The organism is Neisseria yangbaofengii, from assembly GCF_014898075.1.
Classification (GTDB): Bacteria; Pseudomonadota; Gammaproteobacteria; order Burkholderiales; family Neisseriaceae; genus Neisseria; species Neisseria yangbaofengii.
Window position 1 is genome coordinate 413,649 of the sequence record NZ_CP062976.1, and the last position, 23,367, is coordinate 437,015.

22 protein-coding genes are annotated in these 23,367 nt (G+C 51.5%); 13 read left to right on the top strand and 9 right to left on the bottom strand.

The genetic code is table 11. From position 1 onward, the window contains the following. Positions 1-157: 157 nt before the first annotated feature. A complete protein-coding gene (grpE, locus tag H4O27_RS02195) occupies positions 158-739 on the bottom strand; it encodes a nucleotide exchange factor GrpE (protein WP_165006622.1) in 582 nt (193 codons plus the stop codon). Positions 740-924: 185 nt separating this feature from the next. Here grpE and cysE point away from each other — a divergent pair, with 185 nt between their 5' ends. Further along, entirely contained in the window at positions 925-1,767 is an 843-nt protein-coding gene (gene cysE / locus H4O27_RS02200) for a serine O-acetyltransferase (protein WP_165006619.1), read from the top strand. A gap of 63 nt (positions 1,768-1,830) precedes the next feature. On the opposite strand, the gene H4O27_RS02205 is transcribed toward cysE, so the two are convergent. Continuing rightward, on the bottom strand, positions 1,831-2,712 hold the full coding sequence (locus H4O27_RS02205; protein WP_165006616.1) for a lysophospholipid acyltransferase family protein: 882 nt from the start codon (positions 2,710-2,712) through the stop codon (positions 1,831-1,833). Positions 2,713-3,161: 449 nt separating this feature from the next. Between H4O27_RS02205 and metK the strand changes: the two genes are divergently transcribed. The 6 genes from metK (at position 3,162) to H4O27_RS02235 (ending at position 9,384) form a co-directional block, all read left to right on the top strand. Further along, the gene (gene metK, locus H4O27_RS02210; RefSeq protein ID WP_165006613.1) at positions 3,162-4,331 is read left to right on the top strand and encodes a methionine adenosyltransferase; all 1,170 of its coding nucleotides are present in this window, start codon (positions 3,162-3,164) and stop codon (positions 4,329-4,331) included. 136 nt (positions 4,332-4,467) lie between these two features. Next, the gene (locus H4O27_RS02215; RefSeq protein WP_165006610.1) at positions 4,468-4,794 is read left to right on the top strand and encodes an accessory factor UbiK family protein; all 327 of its coding nucleotides are present in this window, start codon (positions 4,468-4,470) and stop codon (positions 4,792-4,794) included. Positions 4,795-4,807: 13 nt separating this feature from the next. Beyond that, the gene (locus tag H4O27_RS02220) at positions 4,808-6,304 is read left to right on the top strand and encodes a YifB family Mg chelatase-like AAA ATPase (RefSeq protein WP_165006607.1); all 1,497 of its coding nucleotides are present in this window, start codon (positions 4,808-4,810) and stop codon (positions 6,302-6,304) included. 207 nt (positions 6,305-6,511) lie between these two features. Continuing rightward, a complete protein-coding gene (locus H4O27_RS02225; protein ID WP_165006604.1) occupies positions 6,512-7,561 on the top strand; it encodes an SPOR domain-containing protein in 1,050 nt (349 codons plus the stop codon). 3 nt (positions 7,562-7,564) lie between these two features. Further along, on the top strand, positions 7,565-8,251 hold the full coding sequence (locus H4O27_RS02230; protein WP_165006601.1) for a thiol:disulfide interchange protein DsbA/DsbL: 687 nt from the start codon (positions 7,565-7,567) through the stop codon (positions 8,249-8,251). 308 nt (positions 8,252-8,559) lie between these two features. Then, entirely contained in the window at positions 8,560-9,384 is an 825-nt protein-coding gene (locus H4O27_RS02235) for an undecaprenyl-diphosphate phosphatase (RefSeq protein WP_165006598.1), read from the top strand. 54 nt (positions 9,385-9,438) lie between these two features. Here H4O27_RS02235 and H4O27_RS02240 read toward each other — a convergent pair whose 3' ends face one another. The 3 genes from H4O27_RS02240 to ilvE all read right to left on the bottom strand — a co-directional run bounded on the left by H4O27_RS02240 (position 9,439) and on the right by ilvE (position 11,138). Beyond that, a complete protein-coding gene (locus H4O27_RS02240) occupies positions 9,439-9,789 on the bottom strand; it encodes a hypothetical protein (protein ID WP_165006595.1) in 351 nt (116 codons plus the stop codon). Positions 9,790-9,798: 9 nt separating this feature from the next. Further along, a complete protein-coding gene (locus H4O27_RS02245) occupies positions 9,799-9,996 on the bottom strand; it encodes a zinc-finger domain-containing protein (protein WP_165006592.1) in 198 nt (65 codons plus the stop codon). Positions 9,997-10,139: 143 nt separating this feature from the next. Continuing rightward, positions 10,140-11,138 carry a branched-chain-amino-acid transaminase gene (gene ilvE, locus H4O27_RS02250; protein WP_165006589.1) on the bottom strand — a complete coding sequence of 333 codons (999 nt, stop codon included), beginning with the start codon at positions 11,136-11,138 and terminating at the stop codon, positions 10,140-10,142. Between the two features lie 347 nt (positions 11,139-11,485). On the opposite strand from ilvE, the gene H4O27_RS02255 reads away from it, so the two are divergent. Both H4O27_RS02255 and lapB read left to right on the top strand, forming a co-directional pair. Beyond that, complete coding sequence (locus tag H4O27_RS02255; protein WP_165006586.1) at positions 11,486-11,821, top strand: LapA family protein; 336 nt, start codon at positions 11,486-11,488, stop codon at positions 11,819-11,821. 8 nt (positions 11,822-11,829) lie between these two features. After that, the gene (gene lapB, locus H4O27_RS02260; protein WP_165006583.1) at positions 11,830-12,999 is read left to right on the top strand and encodes a lipopolysaccharide assembly protein LapB; all 1,170 of its coding nucleotides are present in this window, start codon (positions 11,830-11,832) and stop codon (positions 12,997-12,999) included. A gap of 63 nt (positions 13,000-13,062) precedes the next feature. Here the strand turns inward: lapB and H4O27_RS02265 are convergent, their stop codons facing one another. Then, positions 13,063-13,857 carry a thymidylate synthase gene (locus tag H4O27_RS02265; RefSeq protein ID WP_165006580.1) on the bottom strand — a complete coding sequence of 265 codons (795 nt, stop codon included), beginning with the start codon at positions 13,855-13,857 and terminating at the stop codon, positions 13,063-13,065. Positions 13,858-14,270: 413 nt separating this feature from the next. Here H4O27_RS02265 and gdhA point away from each other — a divergent pair, with 413 nt between their 5' ends. Then, complete coding sequence (gene gdhA / locus H4O27_RS02270; RefSeq protein WP_165006577.1) at positions 14,271-15,608, top strand: NADP-specific glutamate dehydrogenase; 1,338 nt, start codon at positions 14,271-14,273, stop codon at positions 15,606-15,608. An 87-nt stretch (positions 15,609-15,695) separates the two neighbouring features. On the opposite strand, the gene H4O27_RS02275 is transcribed toward gdhA, so the two are convergent. Further along, on the bottom strand, positions 15,696-16,190 hold the full coding sequence (locus H4O27_RS02275; RefSeq protein WP_165006574.1) for a DMP19 family protein: 495 nt from the start codon (positions 16,188-16,190) through the stop codon (positions 15,696-15,698). A 32-nt stretch (positions 16,191-16,222) separates the two neighbouring features. After that, positions 16,223-16,543 carry a winged helix-turn-helix transcriptional regulator gene (locus tag H4O27_RS02280; RefSeq protein WP_165006571.1) on the bottom strand — a complete coding sequence of 107 codons (321 nt, stop codon included), beginning with the start codon at positions 16,541-16,543 and terminating at the stop codon, positions 16,223-16,225. A gap of 167 nt (positions 16,544-16,710) precedes the next feature. Between H4O27_RS02280 and H4O27_RS02285 the strand changes: the two genes are divergently transcribed. The 3 genes from H4O27_RS02285 (at position 16,711) to H4O27_RS02300 (ending at position 19,737) form a co-directional block, all read left to right on the top strand. Next, complete coding sequence (locus tag H4O27_RS02285) at positions 16,711-17,367, top strand: NAD(P)-dependent oxidoreductase (protein ID WP_165006903.1); 657 nt, start codon at positions 16,711-16,713, stop codon at positions 17,365-17,367. Positions 17,368-17,464: 97 nt separating this feature from the next. Further along, complete coding sequence (locus tag H4O27_RS02290) at positions 17,465-17,956, top strand: nuclear transport factor 2 family protein (RefSeq protein WP_165006568.1); 492 nt, start codon at positions 17,465-17,467, stop codon at positions 17,954-17,956. A 311-nt stretch (positions 17,957-18,267) separates the two neighbouring features. Further along, entirely contained in the window at positions 18,268-19,737 is a 1,470-nt protein-coding gene (locus tag H4O27_RS02300; protein ID WP_165006900.1) for a protein adenylyltransferase SelO, read from the top strand. A 60-nt stretch (positions 19,738-19,797) separates the two neighbouring features. Here H4O27_RS02300 and smc read toward each other — a convergent pair whose 3' ends face one another. Continuing rightward, positions 19,798-23,289, bottom strand: a complete 3,492-nt coding sequence (gene smc, locus H4O27_RS02305) for a chromosome segregation protein SMC (protein WP_165006565.1) — start codon at positions 23,287-23,289, stop codon at positions 19,798-19,800. Between the last annotated feature and the right edge of the window lie 78 nt (positions 23,290-23,367).

Consider the following 23,367-nt stretch of genomic DNA (forward strand, 5'->3'; position numbering starts at 1 on the left):
CTGTTTGGAATATTGGACAGGTTTTTCAGACGGCCTTGTTATCCTAATCATGTTCCGATGGTTCGGAATGATTTTCCAACAGCGGTATATTGTTTGCCGGTATGGGATAAGGCCGTCTGAAAATTTTGTGCTTGATAAACAGCATCAAGCGGTGCTTTCAATCTTCTTTTTTTGCCACCGCGACCATGGCCGGACGCAACACGCGGTCAGACAGTGAATAACCTTTTTTCATCACATTGACGATGGTGTTCGGCTCTTGCTCGCTCACCACGGTTTGCACGGCTTGGTGTTGGTGCGGGTCGAGTTTGTCGCCTATGGCAGGGTTGATTTCTTTGATTTGGGTGGCATCGAATGCTTTTTGCAGTTCGTTCAGGGTCATTTGTACGCCCGTTTTCAAGGCTTCGAAATTGCCGCTTTGATCCAGCAAGGCCATTTCTAAATAATCTTTTACCGGCAGCATTTCGGCGGCGAATTTCTGACCGGCGAATTTGTGGGTGGTGGCGATTTCTTCCTGATGGCGGCGGCGCAGGTTTTGCTCATTGGCCAAGCCGCGCAATTGTTCGTCTTTGAGCCGGCCTTCCAATTCTTCAATGCGCGCTTGCAAATCTTCCATGGTTGGCTCCGGTGCCGTTTCGGTTTCAACGGCTTCGGTTTCAGCAGCGGTATCATCGGCTTGCGATTCTTGAGCCTCTACTTTTTCTTCTTCGATGTTTGGGTTTTGTTCAGTCATGTCCGACATCCTTCGTTCAACAGGGAATGGTTCAATAAACCGCATATAAGGCCGTCTGAAAAAATTTCAAGCCAAATAACCTTTAAATCTGTAAGAGAACTTTTGGTTATAAACTTATCTGCTAATTGGCTATGATAAATTCAATGAAAACGGTAAGATAATGTTTTTATCAGTTTCAGACGGCCTTTAGCATCATGAAAAAAGTCACATCCGCTCCCCCGAAAAAAGACCATCTCAATACCCGCGATTTTGATTTGTGGAACGCGATTCTTGAAGAGACTACGGCTGCTGCCAATGCCGAACCGATGCTGGCCAGTTTCCTGCACCAAACCGTGTTGCGCCACGATTCGCTTGATGCCGTGCTGGCGTTTCATTTATCAAGCAAACTCGGCAGCCCGATTATGGACGTGCGCGCGTTGAACGAAATCTGCCTGCAAGCGTTTGCCGATGATTGCTGCATTATCGACAGCATGAAAGAAGACTTGCAGGCCATTTACGAGCGCGATCCGGCGTGTGACGAATATTCGCTGCCGCTGCTTTATTTCAAAGGTTTCCACGCGATTCAGGCGCACCGCATCAACCATTGGCTGTATAACAACGGCCGCAAAACCTTGTCTTATTTTCTGCAAAACCGCATGTCGGAAGTGTTCGGCGTGGATATTCACCCCGCCGCACGTTTCGGCCACGGCCTGATGCTTGACCACGCCACCGGTTTTGTGGCCGGTGAAACCGCTGTGTTGGGCAACAATATTTCGATCCTGCACGGCGTGACCTTGGGCGGTTCGGGCAAAGAATGCGGTGACCGTCATCCGAAAGTTTCAGACGGCGTGATGATTGGCGCGAACGCTTCGATTTTGGGCAATATCCGCATTGGTGAAAATGCCAAAATCGGCGCGGGCAGCGTAGTGGTGGCTGATGTGCCGTCGTCGATTACTGTGGTGGGCGTACCCGCCAAGCCGATTGGCCGCTCGTCTAAAGTGCCGTCGCAAGACATGAACCAGTATATTGAATTGTCGGGTGCTGATTTTGTGATTTAATTTTGGGCGGAATAAAAAGGCCGTCTGAAAACAAGTTTTTCAGACGGCCTTTGTTGTATAAGTTTATTCATGTGGCGATTCCGGAGCGCCGGCAGGACGTTTGTAGCGGTTATACATAAACAGATACTGCGTCGGGAAGCGTTGAATCCAATATTCCACGTTTTGATTGATGATGCGCGCATCGTGGGCTTTATCGCCGTTTAGTCCGCCTTGCAGCGGTTCGATATGCAGCGCAAAGCCTTGGCCATTGGGCAGGCGTTCGCCGACGAAAAACAGCGCTTTCACGCCTTTGACTTGGGCGAGTTTGCCCGCCAGTGTCATGGTGTAAGCCGGGCGGCCGAAGAAATCGACCCACACGCCGTCGCCGCCTTCTTCGGGCGCGGGCACATGATCAGGCAGCACGATGGTGGCCTCACCCGCACGCAGGGCTTTGATGACCTGCTTCACGCCTTGGATATTGGTCGGTGCGGTTTTTCCCTTGCCACGCACGCGTCCGGCCTGCATCACAGTGTCGACGGCTTTGAATGCCGGCGGTTTGTACATGGCGGTCAGCGGAAAAGGCAATTGCTGGCTGATGCAGCGTCCGGCCAAATCATAGCTGCCGATGTGCGGCGTGATGAAGAGCAAGCCTTGCTGATTATCTAAAGCCGTCTGAACGTGTTCCCAGCCGTTGATTTGTTTGAACAGCGTTTCGATTTCTTCAGGCCGTCTGAAAAACGCCACCGGCAATTCCAAGCCGCTTTTGGCGGTTTCACGGAAAACGGTTTTCACAGCCGCCGCATGATTCGGCAGCCCCGCCTGTGCCAAATTGGCACGCACCCGCCGCCTGTCGGCAGGCAGCAGATAATACGCCAAACCGCCCAACAGATTGCCCAGCGTGTGCAGCAGCGGCAGGGGCAGGGCGGCGGTCAGGCGGCAAAGAAAGGTAAGTAGGGTGTGTGTCATACAAAATATTTGAAAACGAAAGTTTGCAGGCGATTGTATCACTAACCTGGCGCAAACGGCCTGTTTCTTGAAATCGCCGCCGCACTGCGTTGCCCAAATCTTGCGGCGCAACGGGAAATCTGCTAACATCGCCGCTGCATTAAGAGTTGGGAAATTCCATGCCAACCTGCTGTTGCGGTTTGCCGCCGCAAGGTAAGGTGGACGGCTGTTTGAAGCCGATGTGGTCTGTCGAATCGGTCGGCAGGCAATCCTAAATTCCCGCTTGATGCGGGTATTTTTTTATCTGTCGGAACCGCATTTTCAGACGGCCTCGGATTTTAAAATACCTGCGTATTGCACAACAGTCGGCAACAAGGCCGTCTGAAAAACGTGTTTGAAACCTATTAACGGTGCCGCCGGTTTGGATTTCGGGCGGCGTTTGCAGCGATTATTTTTGGGAACAATTAAAAATGAGCGAATTTCTGTTTACTTCAGAATCAGTATCCGAAGGCCATCCGGACAAAGTGGCGGATCAGATTTCCGATGCGATTTTAGATGCGATTTTGACGCAGGACCCGAAAGCACGGGTAGCGGCGGAAACGCTGGTGGCAACCGATTTGTGCGTGCTGGCCGGTGAGATTACCACCAGCGCCAAAGTGGACTACGAACAAGTGGCTCGGGAAACCGTGCGCCGCATCGGCTACAACGATCCGGCTTTGGGCTTTGCCGCCGATACTTTCAAATTGGTGCTGAACTACGGCGAACAGTCGCCCGACATTGCCCAAGGCGTGAACGAGGGCGAAGGCTTGGATTTGGAACAGGGTGCGGGCGACCAAGGTCTGATGTTCGGCTATGCCTGCGATGAAACGCCGGTATTGATGCCGCTGGCGATTTATTACAGCCACCGTCTGATGCAGCGTCAAAGCGAACTGCGCCGGGACGGCCGTCTGCCTTGGCTGCGTCCCGATGCCAAAGCGCAGATTACCGTGGTGTACGACAGCGAAACCGGCAAAGCCAAGCGTATCGATACCGTGGTATTGTCCACCCAGCATGATGAAAGCGTATCGTATGATGAATTGCGTGAAGCGGTTATCGAGCAGATTATCAAACCGGTTTTGCCTGCGGAAATGCTGACGGACGACACCAAATACCTGATTAACCCGACCGGCAAATTCATCATCGGCGGCCCGCAGGGCGACTGCGGTCTGACCGGCCGTAAAATCATTGTCGATACCTACGGCGGTGCAGCGCCGCACGGCGGCGGCGCATTCTCGGGCAAAGACCCGTCTAAAGTGGACCGTTCCGCCGCCTACGCCTGCCGCTATGTAGCGAAAAACATCGTTGCCGCCGGTTTGGCAAGCCAATGCCAGATTCAGGTTTCCTACGCCATCGGCATTGCCCAGCCGACTTCGATTGCCATCGATACTTTCGGCACGGGCAAAATCAGCGAAGAAAAACTGATTCAGATTGTGCGCGAACATTTCGACCTGCGTCCGAAAGGCATCGTGAAAATGCTCGACCTGCTGCATCCTCGCTACCAAAAATCCGCCGCCTACGGCCACTTTGGCCGCGAAGAACCGGAATTTACTTGGGAACGCACCGATAAGGCCGCCGTATTGAAAGCCGCCGCCGGCCTGTAAACCAAGCGAAGCAGCCATGCCGTCTGAAAAAGCGATTTTCAGACGGCAATTTGCTTTTCAGCAACGGCGGTTTTCAGACGGCCTGTTTCACTATACAATAAGCTCATTCTTATATTTGAAAAAAAGGACTACCGCTATGTTCGGCAAACAGTTATTCGAAGAAATCGGCAACAAATTGAGCGAAACCATTGCCAACAGCCCGGCAAAAGACATGGAGAAAAACGTCAAAGCCATGCTCGGCAGTGCCTTCAACCGCATGGATTTGGTGACCCGTGAAGAATTCGATATCCAGCAACAGGTATTGATTAAAACCCGCACCAAACTGGTAGAGCTGGAAGCGCGTTTGGCCAAATTGGAGGCAGCGCAAACCCCTGCTGCCGCCGAAGAAAACGTGGTTGAAGAACCTGCAGCCAAAGTTGAAGCGGCCGTTGAATCGGTGACCAAAGCAGACAGCGCCGAATAAGACCGTCTGAATCATGTCTCTCGCTTTGGTTTACAGCCGCGCTTTAAGCGGTATGAATGCGCCGTTGGTCGAGGTAGAAGCCCACCTTGCCAACGGTTTGCCTGCGTTCAATATCGTCGGCCTGCCCGATACCGAAGTCAAAGAAAGCCGGGATCGGGTGCGGGCGGCGATTATCCAGAGCGGTTTTGATTTCCCCGCCAAAAAAATCACCGTCAATCTCGCCCCCGCCGATTTGCCCAAAGAATCCGGCCGCTTCGATTTGCCGATTGCCTTAGGCGTTTTGGCCGCTTCGGGTCAGATTTCGATGGAAAAACTGGCGCACTACGAATTTGCCGGCGAACTGGCTTTGTCGGGTATGTTACGGCCGGTGCGCGGTGCATTGGCAATGGCGTGGCAGGGTATGCAGGCAGGGCGCGCTTTTGTGCTGCCGTCTGAAAACGCGCAGCAAGCAGCCGTGATGAAAGGCATCACAGTTTACGGCGCGCAATCGTTAGGTGAAGTGGCGGCGCATTTAAACGCCGTCGAACCTTTGGCGCAAACCGAATGCCCGAATCTCGACAGGCCGTCTGAAAACGCAAACCTGCCTGATTTGAGTGATGTAAAAGGGCAACACACCGCGCGCTTGGCTTTGGAAATTGCGGCAGCGGGCAGACACAGTTTATTGATGATGGGGCCGCCGGGTACGGGCAAATCGATGTTGTCGCAGCGGTTGCCCGGTATTTTGCCTCCGCTCACTGAAGACGAATTGATCGAAGTGTGGGCGTTGCGCTCATTATTGCCTAACCACCGGCAGGAACTCAGCTGCGAGCGACCGTTTCGTTCGCCGCATCACAGTGCCAGTTCGGCGGCGATGGTCGGCGGCGGATCGGATCCGCGGCCGGGCGAAATTTCCTTAGCCCACCACGGCGTGTTGTTTCTTGATGAATTGCCCGAGTTTGACCGCAAAGTATTGGAAGTGTTGCGCGAACCGTTGGAAAACGGTGAAATCCACATTTCCCGTGCGGCACGGCAGGCGGTGTACCCGGCCAAATTTCAATTGGTGGCAGCGATGAATCCGTGTCCGTGCGGCTATCTCGGTCATCCAAATAAACCCTGCCGCTGCACGCCCGAGAGTGTGGCGCGTTACCGCAGTAAAATTTCAGGGCCGCTGCTTGACCGTATTGATTTAACGATAGAAGTGCCGAGCCTGTCGGCGGCAGAACTGGCTCGGCAGCAGGCGGGCGAATCCAGTGCGGCGGTGCTGGCAAGAGTGCTGGCGGCACGGGACAGACAATACGCACGGCAGGGTAAAGTTAATGCCGATTTGAGCGTCACCGAATTAGACAGTGCAGCCAATATCGAACAAGAAGCGCGTGATGTCTTGGGCGCGATGCTGGAAAAATTATCGCTTTCAGCGCGCAGTTTCCACCGCATCATGCGCGTGGCGCGCACCTTGGCCGATTTGGCCGACGATGAGGCCGTCGGCCGCAGCCATGTACTGAAAGCCGTCAGCTTCCGCAGGGCGTTGTAAATATGCACCATCCAGAATCATAAACCCGTAGCGAACCCATTTTCAGACGGCCTGATAAATGGATATTCCCAAACGGCCTGTGCATGGCGCATTATACCGATATTTTGCCGAACATAAGAGATGTTGATAAAATGTCCTATCTGAATAGCAGACGGCGGTTCAGAGTGCTGGAATACTTTGAGGCCGTCTGAAAAATAAAGGTACGTTATGAAAAAACAGACACAACATGGTAAAGGTATTGCCGGTTTTATTTCAGGGTTGCTGCTGGCGACTGCTGTGATTGTCGGCATTTTGTTTTTCTTAAACAAAGGCAATCAAAACCAATTCAAAGAACTGGCGCAGCCGGAGCAAACTACCGAGCCGGAAGTTTTGCAGCCGCAAGCGCCGCCTAAGCCGGTAGAAAAACCTGTTTCGGAAGCAGAGCCGGCTGCCCCTGCCGAGCCGGATACCAAAGCCGGCGAAGCGGATACCGATGCTTCAGAAACGCAAGATACGCCGTCTGAAACCGAGCAGCCTAAGGCCGATGCAAGCAAACCTGCCACCCCTGCGGTGGTGCCTGTGCCAATCCCGAAAGCCACTGTTGAGCCTAAAGTCACGGCAGATGCCGAAGATGACCGCGATGCCGCCGAACGTGACGCGCAGGAACGTGAAGAACGTGCGGCCGCTGAGAAAAAAGCAGCTGAGAAAGAAGCCGCCGAAGTCAAACGCAAAGCCGAGTCGGCACAAAAACGTGCGGAAAAAGCCAAAGCCGATAAAGCCGCAGCCGAATTGACTGCACAACAAAAAGCACGTGCCGAGCGCAAACTGGCCGAGAAAAAGGCCGCAGAGAAAAAAGCCGCCGAAAAGAAAGCTGCTGATAAAGCCGCAACCGATAAAAAAGCAGCAGAGAAAAAAGCTGCCAAGCCGACTCCGGAGCAAATCTTAAACAGCGGCAGCATTGAAAAAGCCCGCAAAGCCGCAGGCGAAGAAGCGAAGAAATCAAGCGAAACCGGCGACGGCAAAGCCGCTGCCAGCTCGAAACCTTCAGGTAAAAAAGTGATTGTGCAAATGGGTTCATACGGCGATCGTGCTTCTGCCGATACGCAACGTGCCAAATTAGCCATGATGGGCGTGCAGTCCAGCGTGGTGGAAGGTTCGGCCAACGGCAAGAAAGTGTACCGTCTGCAAAGTGGCGCGATGGCGCAAGATGCGGCTCAACGCGTGCAGCAAACGCTGAAGAAAAACGGCGTAAGCAGCTTTACCCGTTCGGCTCAATAAGGAATGATGATGAAAATGAAATTATTCTCAGCATTGATGGCCTTGTCTTTGGCCGGTATGGCGCAAGCTGCGACCGAAGGCAAGGATTACCAAGTGCTGCCCAAACCGATTCCGCAGGTTCAGTCGGATAAGGTGGAAGTGTTGGAATTTTTCGGTTACTTCTGCGTGCATTGCTACCATTTGGATCCTGTGTTGTTGAAGCACAGCCAATCCTTTGCCAAAGACACATACTTGCGCACCGAGCACGTAGTTTGGCAGCCGGAAATGTCCGGCTTGGCACGCGTGGCCGCTGCGGTGAACAGTTCCGGCTTAAAATACCAAGCCAATCCGGCGGTGTTTAAAGCGGTGTATGAGCAAAAAATCAATCTGGCCGACAGCGCAACTTTCAAACAATGGGCAGCGGCGCAAAAAGGTTTTGACGGCAAGAAATTGGTTGCCGCGTATGATTCTGAAGCCAATCAAACCCAAGCCAAGAACATGCAGGATTTGACCGAAACCTACCGCATCGAAAGCACCCCGATGGTGATTGTCGGCGGCAAGTATGAAGTATTGTTCAACGGTGATTACCAAAACGGCATGAAAACCATTGACGAATTGATTGCCAAAGTGCGCAGCGAACGCGGTTTGAAACAGGCCGGCAGCCGAGCTAAGAGCAAAGGTGCGGCCTTGGCCAAATCCGCCAATCATTGAGGTATCTACCGATTATCATTGAGAACCGACAGGCAGTCTGAAAAGGCTGCCTGTATTTTGCAGGCCGAATTATAATGTTGGCCGGAAATGGTTTCAGACGGCCTGAAACCATTTGACGTGAATATTGTTGTCAGCAATGTTTGATGAATGAAGGGGCTTGGTTTTTGATTGAGAAAGAGGCCGGGACCTTTGTAAAATCCCCGTCTTCGGCACATTTCTTCGTTATGCACTTCCTGTGCTGCGCTCACTTCGAATTGCACTCAAATCTGGCGTTTTGCAAAGGTCTCCGGCCGTCTGAAAGAGGTTTAATGGATATTATATTGTTGTTGAAAGCCCTGATTTTGGGCGTTGTTGAGGGTTTGACCGAGTTTTTGCCGATTTCAAGTACGGGGCACTTGATTGTGGTTGGCGATTTGCTGAATTTCCACAGTAACGGCAAAGTGTTTGAAATCGCTATTCAATTGGGTGCGGTGTTGGCGGTGATTTTTGAATATCGTCAGCGTTTCGGTAAGATTATCCGCGGTATTGGCAAGGAGCGAACGGCGAATCGTTTTGCGTTGAATTTGGCGGTAGCGTTTGTGCCGGCGGCGGCGGTCGGTTTGCTGTTTAGCAAACAGATTAAACTGTATTTGTTTAACCCGGTTAGCGTGGCGATGATGCTGGTGTTGGGCGGCTTCTTTATTTTATGGGTGGAAAAACGCCAACAAAGCCGTGCGCCGAAGGTGGCCAATGTCGATGATATGCGTCCGATTGATGCTTTTGTAGTCGGTTGTGCGCAGATTTGTGCTTTGGTGCCGGGCACATCGCGCTCGGGCAGTACCATCATGGGCGGTATGCTGTGGGGCTTGGAACGCAAGGTAGCGACTGAATTTTCATTCTTCTTGGCCGTACCGATGATGATTGCGGCGACGTTTTACGATATTTTGAAACACTATAAGTCGTTTACCCTGCAAGACATCGGCTTGATTGCGGTCGGCTTTACCGCCGCGTTTTTTGCCGGTTTGCTGGCGGTGAAGGCATTGCTGAAATTCTTGGCAACGAAAAACTATGTGCCGTTTGCCTATTACCGCATTGTCTTTGGCAGCTTGATTCTGCTGGCTTGGGCGATGGGCTGGGTACAGTGGACTGAATAAATCAGTTTAAACAAAGGCCGTCCGAATGTTCAGACGGCCTTTGCTTTATCGGCATTATTCAATAATTTCGGTAAACACAATCGATTTGCTGCGACGGGTAAGTGTGGCAAAACCTTCCTGTACATGCCAGCGGGTGGAAAGGTTGCTGTATTCCACACCTTTGGCCCACGATTGGATTTGCTTCAGGCTCTCGACCGTATTGCCTTGGTGCAGCTCTACCGTCATCGGGCTGTTGCTGTTGATGTAAACGGCAGTGATGCGTTGCCCGTTGGCAGCTTCGTAGTTGACGGAATAGGTTTCGGCTTCGGCGACAACCGGTATCGGCGCAGAAGGGCGGACGGCTTTATACGAGCCGCAGGCGGCGCAAAGGGAAACCAAGAAGAAAATGGCGGCGTGTCGAATCATAGCGTGTGTTTAATAATGGTGATGGGGGATTTCGCCGTCTAAATGATAGCGGATACTGCAATACGGGCATTTAATGTCGCCGTTGGACTGTATCGGCAGAAACACGCGCGGATGGCCGTTCCACGTTTCGTGTTTGGAGCCGGTGCAATGCAGTGGCAAATCTTTGGGCGTGATGTGGATAACGGGATTATCGGTTGTGTGTAGCATGATGATTCCTTAGCAGTTTGCTGTTTATTGTACGACAGAAGTGCGGTTTTGTGCACAAGCTTTGTGGGTTGTGAATCCGGCAAATAAAAGGCCGTCTGAAAGTATGCAGCTTTCAGACGGCATTTACATTCATGATTCAAGGGTTAGCACACTTCAACCAACCAGCCGTGTTTGTCTTCAGCCAAACCGTATTGGATGTCGGTGATGGCTTTGCGGATGGCGGTGCCGCGCACTTGGCTTTGCACTTCGATTTCTTTGCCGTTGATTACGAATGAAGTCACCGGCGAAATCACGGCGGCAGTGCCGGTAAGGATGGCTTCGGCACCGTTTTCAATCATGGTTTGCAGTTCGTCGACGGTGAAGTTACGCTCGGTCACTTTGTAGCCCAAGTCTTTGGCCACGGTCAACACCGAATCTCGGGTCACACCGTGCAGAAATTCGTCGGTCAGCGGTTTGGTTACCAATTCATCGCCGTTGATGACGATGAAATTGGAAGCGCCGGTTTCCTGTACGTCACCGTTCGGGCAGAACAGGACTTGTGCCGCACCGTGTTCTTCTTTGGCTTGCAGCACCCAAGGCATGGCCGAGGCGTAGTTGCCGCCGCATTTCACGCGTCCCATGTGCGGTGCGCAGCGGATGTGTTCGGTTTCGACCAAAATTTTCACCGGCGAACCCATTTTGAAGTAGTCGCCCACCGGAGATGCCAAGATATACAGCATCGCGGTTTGCGACGGAGCACCGGCTTTACCGATAATCGGGTCGGTGCCGATAAGGGTCGGGCGCAGGTATAAGGCGGCAGGCGCGTCGGGAATTTCCTCAGCGGCACGTTTCACCAGTTCAATCAAAGCGTCCAAATAGGCTTCGGTTTCCGGTTTCGGCAAATGCAGGATTTCCGCGCTTTGCTGCATGCGGGCGATGTTGGCAGTCGGGCGGAACATCACGATTTTGCCGTCAGCCTGACGGAAGGCTTTCAGACCTTCGAAACACTCGCTGCCGTAGTGCAGGGCGTGCGCGCCCGCCGGAATGGTCAGATCACCCGAAGGCTGCCATTTGGCCGGCTGCCATTGGTCGTCTGTAAATTCGATTACCGGCATTTCGGCGTGAAATACGCTGCCGAATACGGCTGGAACGGGTCTGCTCATGATATGGCCTTTCTTATTCTTAACTGGTATGGATTCGATAGATTAAAGGTTAAACAATACGCCTGTCGATATGGTTTTGGCAAGTGGAAAAAAGCGGATTTCCAACGCGATTTTTCAGCCGCCGATATGGCAGAGGTCGGGCAATACACGAAAAACGGTTTACTATAGTGGATTCACTATAAATTGTCAGCAATCCGATTAATGATCAATAAAGGCCGTCTGAAAGCGATAGCGGCGAGCCTTTCTGTACGGAGCCGTTCTATCCTAAACCGAATAAATCGTTTAAACTTACACAGGATTATTTTCAGACGGCCTCATCAGCTTAGGCCGCATGAATGGAGACTTAAATGAAGATTGTTTACTTGATTGTTAAGATTTTGATTTTGCTGGTATTCTTTCTGCTGGCCGTGAGCAATACCCAAGTGGTGTCGTTTTTCTACCTGCCGGGGCAGAGTGTAGAAGTGCCGCTGATTGTGGTGTTGTTCGGCGCATTTGTGGTGGGGATTGTGTTCGGTATGTTTGCGTTGTTTGGCCGTTTGCTCGGTTTGCGCAGTGAAGCCAACCGCCTGCGTGCCGAAGTGAAAAAACATGGCCGCATGACCGAGCGAGACATTCAGAAAGCCACGCCGACTGTGCCGTCGGCAACAACGGTACCGATCACAACTGACCTGATGCAGAAATAAGGATACGCATGGATAACGAATTATGGGTCATCTTGCTGCCGATTATCCTGTTACCGGTGTTTTTTGCGATGGGCTGGTTTGCCGCGCGGGTGGACATGAAAACGGTGTTGAAACAGGCCAAAAGCATTCCGACCGGTTTCTATAAAAGCTTGGATGCGCTGGTTGACCGCAACAATGGCCGCGCCGCCCGCGAACTGGCCGAAGTGGTGGATCAGCAGCCGCAGTCTTACGATTTGAACCTGACCTTGGGCAAACTCTACCGCCAGCGCGGCGAGAACGACAAGGCCATCAATATGCACCAAGCCTTGCTCGAATCGCCCGATACGGTCAATGAAAAGCGCGAACGCGTGTTGTTTGAATTGGCGCAAAATTACCAAAGCGCCGGTTTGGTTGACCGCGCCGAGCAAATCTTTATCGGCTTGCTCGAAGGTGATATGGCGCGGGAAGCACGTCATCATCTGATGAGTATTTACCAGCAAGACCGCGATTGGGCGAAAGCCATTGAAATGGCGCAATTGTTGAGCCGCAACGAACAGACCTATCAATTCGAGATTGCTCAGTTTTATTGCGAAATCGCCCACGGTGCGCTGTTTAAATCCAATTTCGATGTGGCGCGCTACAACGTGCAAAAAGCCTTGGAGGCGAATAAAAAATGTACCCGTGCCAACATGATTTTGGGCGACATCGAAGCCAAACAGGGCAATTTTGCCGCGGCGGTCGAAGCCTACGGCGCGATTGAGCAGCAAAACCACTCGTATCTAAGCATGGTCGGCGAGAAAATGTATGAAGCCTATGCCGCCCAAGGCCGGCAAGAAGAAGGCTTGAACCGCTTGATCGGCTACATGAAAACCTTCCCTGATTTGGACTTGATCAACGTCATCTACGAAAAAGCCTTGTTGCTCAAAGGAGAAGCGGAAGCGGCAGTATTGGCAGTAGAATTGGTGCGCCAAAAACCGGATTTAAACGGCGTGTACCGTTTGCTCGGTTTGAAACTGAGTGATATGCCGGCCGAGTGGAAAGGAGATGCCGATATGATGCGCGCCGTGGTCGGACGCCAACTGCAAAAAAGCGTGATGTACCGTTGCCGCAATTGCCATTTCAAATCGCAGGTGTTTTTCTGGCATTGTCCGGCGTGTAACAAATGGGAAGCCTTTACACCGAACCGAATTGAAGTGTGAGCGCTTAAATAGTAAAGGCCGTCTGAAAAATATTTTTCAGACGGCTTTTTTATATGAATAGTTTTACACGGCCACTGCCGCTTTAATATGCGGATGCGGATCGTAATCCACCAATTCAAAATCTTCAAAGGTGAATGCAAACAAATCTTTCACATCCGGATTGATTTTCATGGTCGGGAGCGGACGCGTGTCGCGGCTCAATTGCAGTTCGGCTTGTTCGAAGTGGTTGCTGTAAAGATGCGCATCGCCGAAGGTATGGATAAATTCGCCCGCTTCCAAACCGCACACCTGCGCTACCATCATGGTCAGCAGAGCATAGCTGGCGATGTTGAACGGCACGCCCAAGAAAATATCGGCGCTGCGTTGGTAGAGCTGGCAGGAAAGTTTGCCGTCGGCCACATAAAATTGAAACAGCGCATGGCAGGGCGGTAAGGCCATTTCGTCCACCAAAGCCGGATTCCATGCCGAAACGATTAAGCGGCGGCTGTCGGGGTTTTTTTTGATTTGTCCCACCACATTGGCGATTTGATCAATGTGGCGGCCGTCGGGTGCCGGCCAGCTGCGCCATTGGTAACCGTAAACCGGACCTAAATCGCCGTTTTCATCGGCCCATTCATCCCAAATCGAGACATTATGGTCTTTCAGGTATTTGATATTGGTATCACCTTTGAGAAACCACAGCAATTCATGAATGATGGAGCGCAGATGCAGCTTTTTGGTGGTCAAAAGCGGAAAGCCTTGGCTTAAATCGAAGCGCATTTGATGGCCGAACACAGAGCGTGTGCCTGTGCCGGTGCGGTCGGATTTGTCGGTGCCCTGTTCGAGAACACGGCGCATGAGGTCGTGATAGGCTTTCATGAGAACTCCTTATGTTTGAATGGCGGTCATTCTAGCATTTCAGACGGCCTGATGCATGGGAATTGAATGATTAAATAGCCTCTGAAACGATATTTAATCACCGCTGAAATACATCGAATTGTTGACAAAATTTTGCCGTGTATCAAATTTGATGAAAATTTATTCAATAAATTTTTGAAATATAGTTTTTCAATTACAGATTATAATTTTATTTTTTTAATAAATTATTTATAAATATTGCTTATTTATTATATATTTTGATATAAAAATTTTATAAATAAAAAATTACTCAAAATAATGTCAACAATTTTACAAAAAAATACTTGGCAGCGAAAAAAAATAAGGTTATATTTCACTCCGTAAATTTCCTACTTCTAGATGGATTTCCATCCGATTATTTTTGGGAGCGTACCATGACCGACTTAAATGCTTTGTTCGAAAAACTGAAAAAGAACAACCCCAACCAAGAGCCGTTCCACCAAGCCGTAGAAGAAGTCTTTGAAAGCTTGAAACCTTTCTTGAAAGACAATCCTAAATACACCCAGCAAAACTTGCTGGAGCGCATTGTCGAGCCTGAGCGTGTGATTATGTTCCGCGTGACTTGGGTGGACGATAAAGGCGAAGTGCAGGTAAACCGCGGCTACCGCATCCAAATGAACTCGGCCATCGGCCCTTACAAAGGCGGCTTGCGCTTCCATCCGACTGTTGACTTGGGCGTGTTGAAATTCCTGGCCTTCGAACAAGTATTCAAAAATGCCTTGACCACACTGCCGATGGGCGGTGGCAAAGGTGGTTCCGACTTTGATCCTAAAGGCAAATCCGATGCTGAAGTGATGCGCTTCTGCCAAGCCTTCATGACCGAACTCTACCGTCACATCGGCCCGAACACCGACGTACCGGCCGGCGACATCGGCGTGGGCGGCCGCGAAATCGGCTTCCTGTATGGCCAATACAAAAAAATCCGCAACGAATTCGCTTCTGTGTTGACCGGCAAAGGCCTGACTTGGGGCGGCAGCTTGATTCGCCCCGAAGCCACCGGTTACGGCTGCGTGTATTTCGCACAATTCATGTTGGAAGCCAATAACGACAGCATGAAAGACAAGAGCGTATTGATTTCCGGCTCAGGCAACGTAGCGCAATATGCTGCTGAAAAATCGATTCAATTGGGCGCGAAAGTGCTGACTGTTTCTGATTCCAACGGTTTCGTTCGATTTGCCGACAGCGGCATGACTGAAGCGCAATTGGCTGCTTTGATCGAATTGAAAGAAGTGCGACGCGAGCGGTTGTCTGTGTACGCCGAAGAACAAGGCCTGCAATACTTCGAGTCGCAAAAACCTTGGGGCGTGGCTGCCGATGTGGCTCTGCCTTGCGCGACACAAAACGAATTGGACGAAGAAGCGGCCAAAACCTTGCTGGCCAACGGCTGTAAAGTGGTTGCCGAAGGTGCCAACATGCCGTCGACTTTGGGTGCAGTAAAACAGTTCTTGGATGCGAAAATCCTGTACGCACCGGGCAAAGCGTCAAATGCCGGCGGTGTAGCGACTTCAGGTTTGGAAATGAGCCAAAACGCCATCCGCTTGTGTTGGACTCGCGAAGAAGTAGACAAAAACCTGTTCAACATCATGAAAGACATCCACGAAAGCTGCGTGAAATACGGTAAGCGTGAAGACGGCAGCGTGAACTACGTTGACGGCGCAAACATTGCCGGTTTCGTTAAAGTGGCTGATGCGATGTTGGCGCAAGGTATCTAATCGTTTTGTGATGTAAAATCGTAAAATGAATCAAAGGCCGTCTGAAATTTCAGACGGCCTTTGATTTTATTGCAGTATTTTGATGATTCAATCTTCGATAACGGCAAATTTGTCCCAGTTGGCCTGCACGTAAGCCACGGCCACGGCCATGTCTTCATCGGCGGTTTCGTAATATTCGCCGTCGAGTTCTTCAAAGTCGGTAAACTTAGCGCGGATATCGTCTAACGACGTATCCGCTTCAGCCAGTTGCTCGATTTTTTCGCCATATTCCGCATACAGCGCTTTGGCTTTGTCTAAGATTTTCGGAGTCGGTTTAATCTGCCAGCGACGCAGGCTGTCGGCCACAGGGTTGAGAAAAATATATTCGCCGTAACCTGCCGCAATGAGTTGCACAAAGCCGCCCTCCTGCACTTGGCTGTCGAGATAGCAATAGGCGGTTAAGGTGTGCTGCTCATTGTTTAACGAAGCCATCTCTTCGTCGCCGTTTTGTGCAGTGTAATCGAGATAGGCTGCGCTTAAGGTGTAGAGAAACTCGGCAGGGTCGTTGGGATTGAGTTCGTCGCGTTGGAATAAAGTGGTCATGTCAGGTCGTCTGAAAAAAGGGAATGGTAATATTATACCAAATGATAAATTTTTTCGGCGGCTTGTTCGCCGTAAGGGGTCAGGGTGTAATCCACGTGCGGCGGCACGGTGTGGTAGGATTTGCGGATCAACATTCCGTCTTGCTCAAGGTTTTTCAGGGTTTGGGTCAGCATTCGCTCGCTCACGCCGTCAATGGCGTTGCGGATTTCGCTAAACCGCTTCGTGCCGTCCCTTAGCACAACCATAATCAGCACGCCCCAACGGCTGGTGAGATGTTGCAAAATTTGGCGGGAAGGGCAAGCGGCGGCAAGCACATCACCTCGTTCAAAGGGATAAATTACATTTTCGCTCATTTTTATTTCCTTAAAAATCAATCAATTATAAAAATTCTTCAAATTATTTTCATACTTACCTTTTTGTAAGTACTTCTCAAAAGTAAGTTAATGGCTATAATACGCCACATCAAGCCAAGCGGCAACGAGATATTTTTTCAAATCAATTTAATGAACAGGAGTTTATGATGAAAATTGCAGTTATTGGTGCAACAGGTTATGTGGGTCAAGCGGTGGTAAACGAGTTGGCGGATCGTCAACATCAAGTAACCGCTTTCGCCCGCAATGTGGAAAAAGTACAAAAAGCGGACAACATTCAAGCGGTCGCTTTTGATGTAAACAGTGCAGATTTTGCGAGCCAATTACAGGGTTTTGATGTGGTGGTTTCGGCGTTTAACCCCGGTTGGACAAATCCGAATATCGGGGCGGAATTCACCCAAGGAGCGAATGCGATTGTGGAAGCGGCGAAACAAGCGAACGTGCCTTATTTATTGATTGTCGGCGGTGCTGGCAGCCTGTATGTTGCCCCGAATGTGCAACTGATTGATACGCCTGATTTTCCAAAAGAAATCTTTGACGGAGCGAATGCGGCACGCCTTTTATTGGGCGAATTGCAAGATCGCCGTGATGTGAACTGGTCGTTTATTTCACCGCCGGCAATGCTCGGAGCAGACGCAGGATTTAGCGAAGAACGCACTGGCGAATATCGTTTAGGCGGTAATGATTTGTTGATGAATGGCGATGAGCCTGCGGGGATCAGCGTTGCCGATTTGGCGATTGCCATTGCCGATGATGCGGAGCAAAAAGCCCATTTACATCAGCGTTTTACTGTAGCGGCGAAGTAAGTCTGCCGAAAAACTTTTAAAAACCGACCGCACTTCCACAAGCGGTCGGTTTTGTCTAAAAATTTGTCAAATCTAATTTAACTCGGAGAGAACATTTATGAAAAAAATCATTTTTACTTTAATTACCGCAGCCGTATTAAGCGCTTGCGTACAAGCCCAAAGCCACACCGCCACCGCCCAAAATACGCCAATGGCAACACAACCATCCAGCGTAGAACGCAACAAAGCCAACGTATTGGATTTTTATGAATTAGCCTTCAACCAACACAAATTGCAAGAAGCGGTGAGCAAACACATTGGGGCGGAATACTTACAGCACAATCCAACCGTAGCGGACGGCGGGCAAGCCTTTATCGATGCCTTCGCCCCGTTCTTAAAATCACACCCGCAATCCAAAGCCACAGTAAAGCGTGTGGCGGCAGACGGCGATTTGGTTTGGCTACACGTTCACAGCCAAATGGACGATAAAGACCGTGGCGAAGCGGTGGTGGATATTTTCCGCTTAGATGAAAACGGCAAAATCGTGGAACACTGGGACGTTATCCAAGCCGTGCCGGAAAAAACCGAAAGCGGTCGTGGGATGTTTTAATTAAAAATTTGTTACAAGCGGTCTGAAACCGCGAAAATTTGCAGGTAAAATGCCGTCTGAAATCACTTTTCAAACGGCATTTTTGCATTTAACCCGCCACTTATTCCAACACAATACGATCGCGGTTTTTGTCTAGGGTGGCTTTACCGATACCGGAGACTTCAGTCAGTTGTACAACGCTGACAAATCAGCAAAATAAGATAAGGAGCGACATATTTATCCCCAACTCCTTTCAACAAACGGATTTACAAGAAATCGTCCCTTTTATTCAACAACAAACCCTGGCGCGCATTACTTATAAGGAAACCATGATGCACACACTTCCCCTGAAAGCGGCGCGTTTTTCCACGCTGCCCAACACGTTTTACAGTACAGTCAAGCCCGATCCGCTGAATCAGCCGTATTGGATTGGGGTAAACGAAACCTTGCTCAATGAATTAAACCTGCCGTCTGAAAGTTTTCAGACGGCCTCAAACCTTGTTTATCTTGCCGGCAGCGCGGAGGAATATCAGCCGCAGCCTATTGCGACGGTGTACAGCGGTCATCAATTCGGCGGTTACACACCGCGTTTGGGCGATGGGCGCGCATTGTTGTTGGGCGAAACGCCTGATAGCCATGGCAAAGCATGGGAATGGCAGTTGAAAGGCGCGGGCAAAACACCGTATTCGCGCTTTGCAGACGGCAGGGCGGTGTTGCGCTCGAGTGTGCGCGAATATTTATGCTCCGAAGCCATGCACGGCCTGAAGATTCCGACCACACGAGCCTTGGCCTTGGTCGGCAGCGATGACGAAGTGTACCGCGAAACAGTGGAAACGGCTGCCGTAGTCACCCGCATTGCACCGAGTTTTATCCGTTTCGGTCACTTTGAATATTTTTTTTACACCGGCCGCGAAGCCGAGCTGAAAACGCTGGCCGATTTTGTGATTGAGCATTATTACCCCGAATGCTGCGAAGCCGAAAATCCTTATCTGGCTATGCTGCAAGCAGTGGCCGAGCGAACCGCCGATACCGTCGCTGCATGGCAGAGCGTCGGCTTTTGTCATGGCGTGATGAACACCGACAACATGTCGATACTCGGCCTGACCATTGATTACGGCCCGTTCGGCTTTATGGAAGGCTACGACCGCCGCCACGTCTGCAACTATTCCGACCACGAAGGCCGCTATGCCTACCACGCCCAGCCCTATATCGCGCATTGGAATCTGGCTGCTTTGGCCGATTGTTTCGAATCTTTGGTGCCGGAAAATGTGCTTAACGATTTATTGGAACAATGGCCGGAAACCTTTCAGACGGCCTATCTGAAACACATGCGCCCGAAGCTCGGTTTGCTGACCGAACAGGCAGACGATGCGGAACTGATTGCCGGTATGTTTGCCGCGCTGCAAGACAAAAAAGTCGATTTCACTCTGTTTTTCAGGCATTTGAGCGAAGTCAGCAACGCGCATGATGATGCGTTGCCGCCTGAATTAATGGCTTTGTTCGGCGAGCATAATCCGCAGTTGTTTGTCCGCTGGGCCGGCCGCTACCGCCAACGTCTGCGTGCTGAAAAAAATGACCATGCCAAACGTAAGCTGCGCATGAATCAGGCCAATCCGCTGTATGTGTTGCGCAATTATCTGGCGCAACAAGCCATCGATTTGGCGGAGCGCGGCGACTATCGCGAAATCGAACGCCTGCGCCACTGCCTGGAAAACCCGTTTGACGAGCGGCCGGAATTTGCCGATTTTGCCCAATCTGCGCCGGAATGGGCGGAGGGGATTGCGGTGAGTTGTTCGAGTTAAAGTGAAATGCCGTCTGAAACAGAATTCCGTTTCAGACGGCATTTTTCATCCGATCGCTTATCAAGCCGGTTCGGCCATTTGCAGCGCTTGTTGGATATCCACCGACACAATCCGCGATACGCCTTTTTCCTGCATGGTTACGCCGACGAGTTGCTCGGCCATTTCCATGGTCAGGCGGTTGTGCGAGATGTAGAGGAACTGGGTCTGCGCCGACATTTCTTTCACCAAATTGCAGAAGCGCGAAGTGTTGGCATCATCAAGCGGCGCATCCACTTCGTCGAGCAGGCAGAACGGTGCAGGATTGAGGCTGAACAGGGCAAACACCAAGCTCATGGCGGTGAGTGCTTTTTCGCCGCCGGAGAGCAGATGGATGGTACTGTTTTTCTTACCGGGCGGGCGGGCCATGATGGACACGCCGGCAGTAAGCAGATCGTCGCCAATCATTTTCAGCACCGCTTCGCCACCGCCGAACAGAGTCGGGAAAAAGGTCTGTACTTTTTCGTTGACTGCGTCGAAGGTTTCTTTGAAACGTGCTTTGGTTTTGTCGTCGATTTGGCCGATGGCTTCTTCAAGCAGGTCAATCGCGGTCTGCACGTCTTCGCTTTGGCTGCGGTAATAATCGTCGCGTTCGCGCGCTTCTTCCAATTCCTGCAAGGCGGCAAGGTTGACCGCGCCTAAGGTTTCGATTTGTTGCGTGAGACTGCTGATTTGGTTGTTCAATACATTCGGACGGCCCGCTTCTTTGGACAAGTTTTCCAATTGCGCCAAATCGGCGTTGCGTTCGGTCAGGTTTTGGCGGAAGCGTTTGGCGTTGATTAGGGCTTCTTGTTGTTGCAGCAACGCGGTTTGGGTGGCAGCCTGAAGCTGCGGCAATTTGGCCTGCAAGGTTTGCTGGCGGGCATATTGTTCGCGGCCTTGCGCTTGGGTTTGGTTCAAGGTTTCCTGCAACACGGCGTATTCTTTGTCGAGTGTTTGTACGGCTTCGCTCAATTCGTCGAGTTTAATATGCTGCCCGTCATTCCGCATTTCGGTTTCGTAAGCCAGAGCCAATTCCTGCTGGCGTTCCTGTAAATCCAAGATTTGTTCGTCTAAACGCGTAAGTTGCTGTTGCAGATTGTGTTTTTGCTGTTGCAGCTTGTGTGCGGCCACTTCGGCCAAACCGTAGCGGCGGTTTGCTTCGAGCAAGGCAAGCTGCGCCTGTTTCAGACGGCCTTGCTGGGTTTGGCGGTCGGCGGAAAGCTTGTGCTGCTGGTGTTCCAATTCGGCAACGGCTTCGAGCAGGGTGGCGATGTCGTCTTCGAGGCCGTCTGAAGACCGGCTCAGAATGATTTGCTCTTCTTCAAGCTGTGCCAATTCCTGCGTGATGTGTTCGCGGCGGATTTGGCCTTGGTTGGTGCGAGCCAACAATTCGGCGGCATGCTGTTGCGCTTGGTGGTATTGCAGGGTGTGCTGTTTTTGCTGTCGGGTCAGGTTTTTGTGATGGTTTTCAGCGGCTTGCAAGGCAGCCTGTGCTTGGTTACGGGTTTGTTCGGCAGCGGCCAGTTTCGGTGCGGTGCGGGCAAGCTCGGCAGTGAGTTCGTCCAAACGGGCTTTTTGTGCAATCAGGTTTTCCTGTGCGGGCTTGGCATAAAGCAGTACGCTGATTTTATCGACCTGATGGCCTTCGGGCGTGAGCCAGATTTGCCGGCCGATCAAATCGTTTTGGTGGGCAAGGGCGTATTCCAAATTCGGGGCGCACAATACGCCGTCGAGCCAATGATGCAAGGCCGTCTGAAAAGGCGGCCGGGCGTGGATTTGGTTCAACAAAGCTTGCGTAGGCAGTGATTTTTTTAAGCCGCCGCTGAGTTTTTCATTCAACCATGCGGCCTGATTGTCCGGCAGGGGCAAAGGCGGACTGAAGGAATCGGGTACGGCGCGTGCATGCAGGCGTTCGGCCAGTACCACACTCAAGGCATGTTGCCAGTCGCCCGGTGCACTGATGTGTTGCCACAGTTGCGGCGCAGTGCCGTGCGCGGTGGCTTGCCAAAAGTCGGCGGCTTCCTGGGGTTGCGCCAATAATTGCGACAAAGCCTGCTGCTGGGCTTGCAGGGTAATGTGTTGCTGCTGCAAGGCTTGGAAATGATTTGAGGCCGTCTGAAAACCATCGCGCAGGGTGGTTAATTGTTCTTCGGCGCTAAGGATTTGTTCTTCGTAATGCTCTTGCTGGCTTTGCAATAAGGCGGCTTGCTCTTGTGCGGCGGCGGTTTCGCTGCCGTCGGGCAGGTTCAGGGCTTGGCTTTCATGTTTCAGACGGCCTTTACGGGCTTCGTGCTGCTGCACGGTTTGTTTGGCGTGGGCAAGCTGTTGCTGTTTTAAAGCCAATTCGCGTTTGATGCGGCCGGTTTCGTCTTGTTGGGTTTGGTAGGCGGCATTGAGTGCAGTTTGGGTTTCTTCCAATTCGGGCAGCCGGGTTTCGTGTCCGGCTACTTGCATGGCGAGTTCTGCCAGTTCGATTTGTTTTTCCTCGTTTTGAATGTCGGTGTCTTCAAGCAGGGCGCGGATTTGCTGCTGCTCTTGGTGGATGCGCTGCAATTGCGCCTGCGCGGCTTGGCGGTCGCGTTCGATACGCTGGTTCAGGCTGCGTTGGTGGCGCATTTGTTCTTCCAAGCGTGCAATCTGCTCGCGCAACACGCCGCGTCGGTTGCTCAAACCATGCATGCTTTGCTGTTGTGCTTGTTCGTCAGCTTGCAGTGCGTGTACTTCGTCCATCAAGGTTTGGATTTGCGCGGCGGTTTCATTCTGTTGCGCTTGCAGCGATTGGTGTTGTGCGGTGGCCTTGTCGGCTGTGGCAAGCGATTGCTGCCATTGGGTGTAGTCGAGCAAATCCTGCTGCCGGTCAAGTTGGGCGGTAAGGGCTTTGTAGCGCTCGGCGGTTTCTGCCTGTTTTTCCAGTTTTTCGACCTGGCGTGCCAATTCGCTTTGCAAGTCGCTTAAGCGCTGCAAATGTTCGCGCGTGTCTTTCAGACGGCCTTCGGTCTCTTTGCGGCGCTCTTTATATTTGGATACGCCTGCCGCTTCTTCGATATAGGCACGCAATTCTTCCGGACGCGCTTCGATAATGCGTGAAATCATGCCTTGTTCGATCACGGCATAACCGCGCGCGCCTACGCCGGTACCTAAGAATAAATCGGTAATGTCGCGGCGGCGAACGACTTGGTTGTTGATGTAATAAGTGGAATCGCCTTGGCGGGTAAGCTGGCGTTTGATGCTGACTTCGGTATATTGTCCCCACGCGCCTTGCAGGGTGTGATCGTTGTTGTCAAACACCAATTCCACCGAAGCGCGCGGCGCAGGGCGGCGGGTGGCTGCACCGTTGAAAATTACGTCCTGCATGCTTTCGCCGCGCAATTGTTTGGCGGAGGCCTCCCCCAATACCCAGCGCACGGCATCAATCACATTTGATTTACCGCAGCCGTTGGGGCCAATCACGGCAACCAACTGCCCCGGCACATGAATGGTGGTCGGGTCGGTGAAAGATTTGAAGCCGGAGAGTTTGATATGGGTCAGGCGCATGATTTTCTTAGAAAGCGGGTAAAAGTAAAGGCGGTATTTTAACGGAAATCAACCAAAGTTTTGCAGGTTTGTTTTGCA